2 protein-coding genes are annotated in these 12275 nt (G+C 43.2%); both read right to left on the reverse strand.

The window, feature by feature from the left end:
• Window positions 1-3: 3 nt before the first annotated feature.
• Window positions 4-9612 (reverse strand): LamG-like jellyroll fold domain-containing protein, encoded by a 9609-nt coding sequence (locus tag ACFS6H_RS16135; protein WP_386101201.1) that lies wholly within the window; start codon window positions 9610-9612, stop codon window positions 4-6.
• A gap of 576 nt (window positions 9613-10188) precedes the next feature.
• Window positions 10189-11883 (reverse strand): tetratricopeptide repeat protein, encoded by a 1695-nt coding sequence (locus ACFS6H_RS16140; protein WP_386101204.1) that lies wholly within the window; start codon window positions 11881-11883, stop codon window positions 10189-10191.
• Between the last annotated feature and the right edge of the window lie 392 nt (window positions 11884-12275).

Below are 12275 nucleotides of genomic sequence, written 5' to 3' on the forward strand. Positions count from 1 at the left end.
TGATTACAGTTTGGTTGTTTTATACACCCTTGCTTTTTCGTTTACATACACGGTAATGATGTACACACCGGATTTGGCAGGTAAGCCGTTATTGTCTTTTCCGTTCCACTGCAGGTTGTATGAATTGCCAACTGCAGTTAGTTTGTTGCCACGATAGACAAGATTTCCGGCTGCATCATGTACCAGCGTTTGCAAGGTATTACCCGCCGCTGTAGTTTCATTGGCCATATTTACCTGCACGGTCACCTGGTTGGTAAATGGTGTAGGATAAATTTTATCTTCTGCCGTTACCGCAATACTGCTGAAACGGAGTACATAAGGATTAACAATAGTACCCGCATAACCATTGGCATTGTAAATAACCGGATCCTGGGCTGTGGCAATTACCTGGCCATTGCGTTCCAGTGCAAAGTGTAACTGTTGTGTTGTACTGCCAGCAATATTAATGAACAGGGTAGGTTTGCCGGTTACCGGGTTGTTCACAGAACCAGCCTGGCCTCTCAATTCCGTACCGGCATAAGCCAGTATTTTATCACCGGGGAGTAATTGGGTCTGTTCATCCGGAACGGCTACCATGGTCATATTTTCCGCGTATTGGTAGTTATTATCTACCGGCGCTTCCAGACTGTTTAATCTAATCCTGTTATAACCTGTGAGAATACCTGTGATAGTAGGGTATACAAAGCTTACATCATTGGCAGCTTTACGGTATAACATATATCCTTTACCTGGTTCCAGGTAAGTGAGGGTGCCCACCCAGCCATTACGGGAATCGTACATGGCAAAACCGGTCTGTGATTTGATCACATCATCATCAGTTGCAGGATAATCGGCCAGCGCTTCCTTGATGTTGATATTGGTTTGCGGTATATAACTGATATAGTTCCACCTGCCGCCTTTAACCGGTATATGTATTTTTTCCGTATCCACAATACCCGGCACACTCAGGGTTTGTTCGTTAGCCGTTTTTAACATGAAGAGTGATGTGTTGTTGAACTGTCTCAACAGGCCAACCCAACCTTCAGTGGCAGAATAACTGTCAAAGCCGATCTCTTCATTCTTCACAATATCGCCTGCTGCCCAGTTACCACTGGCCAATGTGCTGTTAACACTGTTTAAGGCAGGGCTTTTCAAGCCAAAGGAGATCCAGTTCCAGCCTTTGTTTAATGCCACATTCTGGAAGATGGTTTCGTTACCCTCAAATATAATGGGGTTACGTACCGTACCATAGATGGTATCGTTGATAAAGCTTACCGGAACCGATGGTGTAGCCAGGTAGGTTTTACCCGTAGCGGCTTCCCATATCCTGAACTCTACATTTTGTTTACGCACCTCATTGCTGTACATGGTTAACAGGCTGTACCAGTTATCGTTACTGGCAATATACGTGCTGTTGGTAACACCGATACATTTACCATTCACAAAGGCCGCCAGCATATCTTCCGGATTGCTGGAGAAAGCGCCCCTGGTTTTTATTTTTCCGTAAACGGTCATATTGTATTTATAATCCGCCGGGTTAACCACCCATGCCGGCTTAACACCATTTACTTTCAGGTTAATGGCCAAAGGAGCCGATTCCTGGTTATCGTTTAATAAGTAAACCGTTTCATCGTAAGCGCCTACATTCAGGCCTTTGTTTACAGTGAATACAAGTTTCTGGTTGCCTTTGGGGCCGATAGTACCCGAGGCAGGACTAACCGTTAACCAGGATGGCAGGTTTTGCAGCCTGTAATTCTGCATCAGGCCGCTCTGGTTACTGATCACCACTTCAAACGCCAGGTTATCATATATTTTTTTAGACAGGTTCAATACATCATCACTCCACCTTAATGGATTTTTATCAATATAGGCTGACCAGGTAACCGGTGATTTAATGGTATTACCATTTTTATCACGGATGTTCTTGGCTTTAAAAGTGACAATGGTTTTATCAATAGCCTGCCGGGGTTCCAGCATATTTAAAATGATGGCATCGTTATTGGCCACATAATCAAATTGTAAATTCTCTACCGCACCCAAACGTTTAACCGGGGCTGTTTCGGTTGCTTCCGCTGCATTGGATAATACTGCATCAGGCACTACTACCGTGGCTACTTCCTGTATTTTACGGTCGTTAAGGGTAAAGCCAAGCTCCTGGTTATTCTGGAAAGTGAAATACTTTTCAAAAGGATAGTAGGCAAGAAGACCAAATTCATTACCGTGTAAAGCGGTATTGTTGTTTTGTTCCAGTATGGGCATACTCAGGTAAGTATTCCATAACCTTACTTCATCAATATATCCTTTAAAATGCTGATCCACTTCCAATGTTACAGGATCGGAGTACCAGCCCCTGGCGCCCATCAGCACTTGTGCGGAAGCAATACCACCCAGTCCCTGCGGATCAAAGGTTCTTTTTAACACGCCGTCAATAATCACTTGTCCGTTGCCGGCATTACGGTTTACCGCCAGTGCCAGGTGGTGCCAGTTATTATCCAGGTAGTTACCTTCTACCGGTATGCTGATGCTATTGTTGTTGAACACCAGTTTACCCGCCTCAAAGCCCAGTGTGAACAGGTCTTCGGATCCACCCAGGTCGCTGCCGTTTCCTTTACCGCTTGATAACAGTGTGGCATTGGACTGACCGGGCTCACCTTTGAACCAGAGTTCCATGGTATAATCCATATCCTTCAGAACAGGTGCAAAGGAGGTATTGGCTTTAACATAAGCATTACCGTTTAGACTGATGGCCCTGCCTGCAGGCATGCTCCAGCTACCTTCTAATTTTGCATTAATGCCGCGGGCCTTATCCATTACTACCGTGCCTTTTCCTTCGTTCATAGGGTAGTAGGTGAGCAGTCCGCTTTCTGATCCGGATAAACGTTTCAGACTATTCTGTTGCAGGTTGATACTTGATATAACACCCGACCAGATACATACACCATGCAGCTTACCGTTAAAGTAGTTACCACTTGGCTTACGCATACTTTTGCCTATTTGTATTAAACCGGTCTCTTCGTATGCATTCACTTCCACACCGGCTATTACCTCCTGGAAGTTATAGTAGGCAGATAGTTTTTTTGTTTCGGCATTTAATGCCACGGCAATATGTGACCATTCGCCCTGGCGATAGTTAACGGGATTAGGACTCACAATAGTTTGTGTACCGACAGTCACTTCCAGTTTATTATCGGAAGTTAAAGCCAGCTCCAGTGCTTTGGCCGTATTACCATGGCTGAATAAAGTACCGTTAGCGGCGGCAGTTGGTAAGGCCCATAACTCAATGGTCAGGCTTTTTGCTGCCAGGTTTTTATTGAATTCGGTTACCAGGTAATCGTTCTGGCCATCCAGTTGTACCGCTACATTATGATCGCCCAGGGTACCGTTACGAACGCCGGTTACCTGGAAGTCGCTGTAGGATAATAAACCATCGGCAATAGGTTCATTAAAGTTGATACGGATATCATCATCAATACCCAGTATACTATTGGCCGGTTGCGGGTTACCAAATAATCTTGGACTATAGGTATCTTTTATACCGGTGATCAGGTTTGATTCGGTAGTGGCAATGATCTGTGCATTGTTCATACAATAACTCACCGCCCTTATCTCGTAGCTCTGATCGGCAAATGCCAGGGTATTCATGGCAAAATTGTAATCAATCTTACCGTTCTGGGTGATCATCATTTTTTCACCCTGTGCCGCATCAAATTTTGCCTGGTCGCTATAGAAATTCATATTGGTGATCCAGGTGGCAGTAGAAGCCGGTTTATATTGCAGGGCAATATGATCGAACAGGCTGGTGTTCTGATCAAACTGGTCAATCGTTACTGCCAGGTAAGGATTATCATTATTATCCACCGGGGTATTGGTATTCACGATCCATTTATCCACCGGTGATTTGATATTAATATCGGAACAGGAAGGAATGAAATGAGCAGAGATAGATACGCTGTCAGCGATCTGCCATTGACAGGGCGATTCCAGGATCACCTGCAGGTTTTCGTGGCTCATTACATTGGGTCCTTTTTCCAATGTAAGGGTTTTGGTGATGGTGCTGCCATAAGGTACATAGATCTCGCGTCCGGTTCCCAGTTCGGTACCATCCATATATACTTTAGCGCCATCAGGATTGGTATCATCACCCAGGTGTATCAGGAAGCTGGCGCCGCGCGAGTTGGCATTGTCCGTATTATTGGACATATGAATAACATAAGAAGCCTTACGGGAAGAAGGCACATTGTTTACCACCGCCTGCTCAACCGTAATATTGGGTACCTGTGCCTGGATAGTAGGCTGGCTGATAATGGTACCTGGCTGATAATATTGTGAAACGGTGGCACCTTCGTAAGGGCACTGGGTTACACCGCCCTTGGTTTTAAATACAAAACTGCTGTCGGGAGCTTTTAATACATCGATACTTAAATAATCCAGGCCTTCTTCGGCTAAGGTAAAGCCGAAAGTTTTGGTATTAGTATTATCAGTTGTAAAGGTACCGCCCTGGTTAGTAGATACACTTTCATCAACACGTACCACAATACCGGTTCCGTTGATCAATATACCTGTTTCCTTTAAGAAGCTACCACCCACTACAAATTCAAAACTATTGACTTTAGTAGTAGAAGTATTGTATTCGTGTGAAGAGCTGATACTGCTTCCCCCTGTAAAAGAAAAGTTTTTTACCAGGTCCCTGTCCTTTGCTTCAATTTTTGTTTGTTCGTTGTTGGCTAACTCCTTTTTCCAGCCCTTAATATATTGATTAATGGTACGGATAGTATCGGTATAGGAAATGACCAGGTTGGCATCTGACGGGTAATATATTTTGTAACTGGAACCATTATCCCATGTTTTATTGATTTCATCAGGGCCAAAAACATCAGTATCACCATTGGACGCACCGTAGTTGGGATCGGTAGCCGGTAATTTGGATACATATACCAATCTTTTTTCATTATCGGCCTTCATTTGCGCATCGGTGGCATTTGTAGTAACCGGCAATAATATTTCGTTACGGCCCCTGGTTAAATTAGGCAATAAAATTGTTTCGATATGTTTTTGCGGGTAAGCGAACGTAGTAGCAAATTTTTGGCTGAAGTCAACCCCGGTTCTCTGTACAATCGAGTACTCGGTATTTTCTGTCCGTCCATCAAAATAAACAATATCTGCCCCTTCTTTGATTTCATTGTTTTTTACCACTATCAGATTAATAGTGTTACCATAACTGATGTTGTTGGAATTACCAATGAAGAGGTCACCGGCGGCGCCTACGTATAAAGGATCGCTGCTGGTTTCATAACGGGTAAGCAATCTTACTACCTCTGTTTTTGCATTACTGCCGGTATAGCTTGTCTGATGACTGATCCGGCCGCCATTATCATTCACTACATCAATAGTAGTACCTATTGCCACCCCAACACCTATCAGACTACTGCTGGTACTACCTAATGAACTAATGATATCAATATTCCCCGCCTGTACCAGCCCGCCGTTATACTCCTTGGTTGAAGTGATGGTTGTACCTGCTTCAAAAAAGGAAGCACTGTTACTACCGCCCGGGTCACGTAATACAGCTATGATTTCGTTGGGGCCAGCCGTTACAAAATCGCTTCCGGTTTTCCGCCCACCCAGTATATACGCGTATTGTTTATTACCATTATTCCATTGTAACACCTGTGCACCAAATTTAATACTTAATGAAAATCCTTTGCGGCCAACACCATCGCCCATTTCAGGGGTACCGGCAGCAAAACTATATATCCCGATACCTTCACTATTCAGACTCAGCGTATCAGGAGCTGTATCTCCATCTCTCAGGTCATTGGCTACCGAAACAGATCCGTCAGTAGTCGCTACTTTATCAATAGCAACGGGATTCTGCAGGTCATTTTCTTTATAAAAACCATATTGTTCAAAGGCCTGTATTTTAAATTTATAGTTAACATTTTGCGTAAACACGGGATACCCGAAAAGATAGGCATTGTTTACCGGGTTAACTATGTTGATATTATTAACTGTTCCATTAAAGAAGGTTGTTTTGATAGTGGTATCGCCAAAGTATGCCGCCGGGTCATTTCTTTTATCCAGCTGGTTAACCGCAATAGTAGGGTTATACCTGTAAGTAAACTTATACTTGCCGTTATAAAATACCGTATCGGTATATTCCCGGGGTATTGTTACACCGTTAACCGTAACAGAATCTTTATATGTGTATAATTCTTTTTCCAGGTTAAAGCGATCACTTAAATTAATATTCACGGGGTTATTACCCATCAGGTCATTATGACCTGTGGCTTTAACAGACATAATATTATAGTTCTCCGGGATCAGGTCGGTTACAAATTCGCCGGTAACCGGGTCGGGAATAATATCTATGGAGTAGGTTTTAAAATGTGTATTGGTCTTGCGTTGTGTAGCCTGCTGGTTGGTAGGCAGTAAATGGTTGGTTATGGCAAGGCTGTCCGTATTCGTTTCTGACGCATTGATCTTACGGTTTTGTGCACCCACCAGCTCCATGGTTACCGACAGCTTTTCACCTAAATTATTTTTAGATAAAGAATGGCCCAGTGCAAAACCTTCCTGTACGCTGCCGCCTGCTACACGGCCTATAAATCTTACCGTAGTTTTATCGTATAATATTCTTTCGCTGACAGGACCCTGGTAATTTAAGTTTGCGCCAAAACGATCGGTTATTTTACCACCGTTTTCGAAACTATGATTCAGCTTAACGGCTTTTACCTCCTGTGTACCCACCGGCACATTGATAGTGAATTTACCAAACTCATCGCTTTCAATGATCTGCCCGTTGGACTGGTGTGCATATTGACCATTGATCTGGAATTGTACGCCCTTAACCGGTATAGTACTGTTGGTATAATAAATAGTACCGGATACAGGGAAGGAGGATTTATCTTTAAAATCAACTGTGAATTCATTGGAGTTGGCAGACATTAACCTGTTTACCGATGTAGGATCGAACTGGTGTGTACCCAGGGTAGGGATGATAGTATAGGTAATACCATTATCGGTATAAGGAATACCCGATACCATATAGTTACCGGATTGATCGGTAATACCTTTTAATGCCAGCTGATCGGCTGTAGGGATGGTAGTACTGCGGGTAACCTGGGCTGCATTCATGTTACCATCGTTACGATTATACTCACCATCCTGCATGGAAAGGTCGAAAAACTGGTTATTGATGGTTTCATCAAAACGCCAGTAAGCCACCATGCCGGGTTCGTTACCCACCAGCATACGGGTATGATTTTGCTGTAGTTCGGCTACAGGCACCACCCGGTTCCATAAACGGAGTTCATCAATATTGCCTTTATAGTTTTTACCGGCCGACTGTTTACCAATATAAACAATATTGGCAGGGGTAGCAGGGGAGAGTGAACCGGTTTTTACCGCAGCTACTTTTTCGCCATTGATATACAGGAAGAGTGAATCGCTGTTATAACTGCCGGCTACATGTTTATAATTATTGCCGGTATTAATATATGCCGCACTTACGGTATTACCATAAGCTGAAAAATATAATTGCCCGTTTGCAGCAAAGCCCAGTTCATATTGGTTATTACGGCTAAACAATACCTGGTCGGCCGGGGCCGCATCACCGGGTTTGATCCAGGTTTCAACGGTGAAAGCTGTATCGGAGAACGGTGTATACAGGGAATCCAGTTTTAAATAGCTGTCGGCATTGCCTGTGAGCATAATACTTTTCCCGCTTAAGGTGCTGCTGTTGTTTTGCAGGCGAACGCCTACTCCTTCCACAGCCTGGCCATTTTCGTAAGTAATGCGGCCGTAAATATTGCCGGTAGGGGATTTAAAGCCTACGACTGAAAGGGCCGCTGTCTGGCCGTTGCTGCCGCCACAGCTATTTACGCCCCTGACAAAATAAGTATAATAAGTGCCTGCCAGTGCTCTTGTATCCTCATATTGTATCAGGCCCCTGGCAGTGGACAGCGCCTGTACTGTACCTATCTGTACAGCATTCGCAATATTACCGGTGGTGGAGCGCAATACCACATATTGTGTAAAGCCTCCCTCCGATATCCATTGCAGTTCTACACGATCGGAGAAATAGCCTTTACTACCCAATAAGCTCTCGATCGTACCTATTTCAATGAGTTTACGTTTCCCGTCCACATTTACTGCAGCCGGTGTAGCATAAGTAGTACTGCCGGGCTGCACCAGTAAACTATAACTGTAATCTACACAGGTACTCAGGTTTTCATCAATATATTCTCCTTTACGCAGATCAATATCCGTTAGCACAATTTCAGTATAATTAGTGCTGTTATTCTCTTCTTTGCGTTTAATGGTAAACTTAGTGCCGGCCGGCCATACACCATTGGATACGCCCCATTTCACAATGATACGGGCATTGGCTGTATCCAGGGCAATCGGCACTGTTTTCAGTGCCGTTAATAATTTCATATTAACCGCTTTGCTGGCTTCAACTTTTGTATTCCATTCCCAGTTGCCTCTTGTTTTGGTTCGGCGTAAACGATAATATACCGTACCCTGTACATTTTCACTTTTCAGATCATCTTCAATGGAATAGTTTGTGGTGGCACCATCAAATGCCACAGTATAGGTTTTGGTAGTATTGGTAGGGAAATTGGCATTTAATGACCGCTGCACCTCAAATTCATCACCTTTTATATAGTTGGCAGATGATGCCAAAGCATTAATGGTCCAGCTGACGGTCATAATACCCGAGGAATCATCATAAACAGGGGTGAGTGTTGCGGGCCATTGATAGGCCGGCATTTCTACGGATTGGTTTTTAGTGTATACCACCAGGCCGCCCTTACCGGCAAACCTGGTACGGAATGTTACATTCCTAACCGTATTGGTCCTGTTTGTATTAATGCTTCCGCTGGCATTGTTATTGGTATTATCAGTGACGGTTGCGCCCGTATTATTATCCAGCCAGTGCGTAATAGTATAATCGCCTCCAAAATCACCTCCTATCATGCCGGTATACCGGTAAGCCACACTCATATTACCGGCCGTAGCAGATACATCGGCAGTCAGTGTGGCATCTAAAACAGGGTGGGCAATAGTGCGGCTTCCCAATTCATAATCAAATCCTCCTTTATAACCCACACCTGCTCCGCTGTTACCATCTATATTACCTGTTACTTTAAAACTTAAACCCTGATCCAGTTGAGCCTGGGAAAGGTATAAACGCACCACTGCTTCTGCCACATCGCCATCATCACTAACATGATGTTCACTCTGATCGGTAAAGAAGGCGGACCAACCACCGGTATTATAGGCTCTTAAGCGCATTCCGACAAACATGGTTCCGCGAAGGCTGAAACTGATCGTTCTGTTCTCTGCACTAACCGACCAGTAATCGCCGCTGAAATTATTATTGGCAAATAAATGACCGGTGTTTACCCACCTGTCAATACCCTGTACATTAGATACGGGCAAATAAATGTCGACATAAGCGCCGTATTCATCCATTCCTCCTCCTTCTATCCTTGCACTGCGCAATTCATCCTGCGCATATACACCCATACCTGTACCGGTAAGGAAAATAAACACCAGGATATTTTTTTTAATTTTTAGGAGAAACAACTGACGAAAAAAAAGAATGAAGATTGTAGCACTAGGTTTCATAATTCAATTATAAGGATGAGGAAAAAGGGTAATGGCTTAAACACGTATAAATACCATGAGGTCTTCCGTAAACCGGAATGTTTTTATGTTGCAATAAAATGTAAACGCAAACTTGTTAAGTACCCGGAGAGTGCCTGCTTATAGTTAATGAAGCGGTTAAGACAACAGGAGACAGTTGGTCACCGGCAAAAGCGGCAACAGGGTTTAGCAGGTTCATTTGGTTCAGTTTAAATAGCTTTTAAAGGGATTGGAACAGCAATACTTGTACTGCCATTTTACTATGAACGAATGTAGCTTACGGGGGCAGGCAATTCCAAAAAAAAGAGGTTACATCTGGTTACAAACAGCGTTACAAATCGTTACACCATACAATAAACTCATTCACAACAAATAACGAAATAATTTTTAATATAATATTAAAAACACGACAAAGAAGGGGAACCATGATAGATGGCATTTTGTCATGATTTTTATCAGCAAAGAGAGATGCAGCAAGAGTGTGTCCGCTAAACGGACCATGATATATTTTCAATTAATATTATACCTGGCAAGGGAGTAGCCTGCAAGAATGAATAGTTATACCATATTGGCCAGCTCTTCCATAGTAGTGGTTTCATCGTCGATATTGATTTTTTTACGCAGACGATGCCAGCTTACCCTGATGGCCTGTGGAGTAATGCCGAGGGCAGAAGCAATTTCTTTATAGGAGAAGTTGAGTTTGGCCAGTGTGAGGAGCCGGGTTTCGGCAGGAGAAATACCAGGTATTTTTTCGGTAAGCCTTTGCAGGTAACCGGGATATACCTGTTCAAAAAGCTCTTTAAAACGACGCCAGTCGCTACCCGTAAGGATAATACTTTTTTCCAGCTCGGCCAGTTTATTGGTATTGCCAAACTGTATTTCCATTTGTTCTATCAGTTTATTTTTCTCGGCAATATTACGGGTAAAGTCCGCTAACTGAACCCGGGCATGCTCCAGGTCGGTTTGTGATTTTTTTATCGCACTATCCTTTAATTCATTTTCCTGGCGGTGCTGTTTTCTTTTATTGCGATAAATGAATACGGTAACACACAAAATGATGAGCGCAATACTCAAGGCCGCATACATTTTTATATTCATCAGCTTTTTACTGTTCTCGGCCTCAACCAAACGGGCTTTTTGTTCACCAATGGCATCTTTTTGTAAAGCCCGGGCCATTAGTATGCCACTGTACATGCGGTTAATACTATCCACCACCACAAAACCCGAATCCACGTAATTAGCAGCAAGGGTATGTTGCCCCCGGGTTCCATACATTTTAGCCAATAAAGGGTATAGATGCCGGAAATGCGCATAATGTGCCGAGGCCAGCACCAGTTCCCTTGCTTTAAGGGTAGCAGCAATAGCAGCCGGTATATTGTTCTGCTTAAAATAAATATCCGCCAATACCATCTGTGCACCGGCTGCTACACCGGCATCTTTATCCTTCATACCCCTGTTCACACAAAACTGTAACAATGGAAGAGCTTGCACATAATTTCCCCGCAAATACTCATTTTTACCGATATTACCATTATTGATACCTATCCAGACACTATCGTTATTGGCTGTAACATGTTGCTGTAAAAGCTGGAAATAATGATCTGCCGAATCAAGGCGGTTCAACTCCTGGTAAGTAGTACCCAGGTTTTCAAGGGAATGGCGGTAATCGTATTCCTGAAAATCATACCATGGCTTGGTAGCAATAGCTTTTTTAAACATGTCAATAGCTTTGACATAGTCTTTAAAATAAAAGAACGCATAGCCTATATGGAAGTATATTTTTTTCTTATCGGGATAGCTGCTCTCGGTGACCCTTTCAATCAACCTGCCCAGGGTATTATATTCCTGTAAAGCCAGCTCATAATTTTTCAGCCTGTCCCAGTAAAAATTAGCTATAACATCACGGATATCCAGTTCAACCGTAATAAACTTTTTTTTGATGGCTGTTTCCAGTAAAGTATTGAATGTTTTTTCTACCCTGTCTTTGTCTGCGCTCTTATAAAACCGCCTGGAAAACACAAACACTTTATACAATGCGATATGCAGGGCCAGGGAGTCGTTGTTTATTTTTTCAGCATAATTTTTAAACCGGTCAGCTATTTTGTAAGCAGTAATGGTATCCGGCGCATAATAAATAGAATCACAGATTTTCCTGATGGCCAGTTCCCGCTCTTTACCGGAAAGATTTTTCAAGGGATCGTATTGTGCGTTTGCACGGTATTGTATAAATAATACAGCCAATAACAGCACCATATAGCCGGCAGATAAAGAAGATCTCAGTTTAGTTGTTAAACAGGGTGGTATAAGGGGCATTCTATAAGCCGTTTGGTAAAGTAACGTTTAGGCTGTAAAGATAGTGAAGCAGGCGTTTTTAAAGACAGGGGATTTTATCAAAAAAAATAACTGCTCCTTATGTGGCGTATTATTTATTGTTCATAAAAGGATCAACAGGTGAAGGGCTGCCCGACTGGCAGTAGTAGCTGCAACGTAAAACTGCACCCTGACCCGAAGGGAAAGCCGGAACAGGCTGTTGCACTACTACCGAAGGCGGGAACAAAAGCTGAGCAGGGTTACTGCAGCAGACAGCCCCAGGATATATAGATGAGCGGTATTTTTTGCAGAAAGAAAATGAGTAGTGCCATGTA

This window comes from Terrimonas rubra (assembly GCF_042686025.1).
GTDB lineage: Bacteria > Bacteroidota > Bacteroidia > Chitinophagales > Chitinophagaceae > Terrimonas > Terrimonas rubra.

What these genes read in the sequence shown, in the direction of transcription:
- ACFS6H_RS16135 (WP_386101201.1), bottom strand. Translation starts at nt 9,612, where the DNA reads ATGAAACCTAGTGCTACAATCTTCATTCTTTTTTTTCGTCAGTTGTTT.
- ACFS6H_RS16140 (WP_386101204.1), bottom strand. Translation starts at nt 11,883, where the DNA reads ATGGTGCTGTTATTGGCTGTATTATTTATACAATACCGTGCAAACGCA.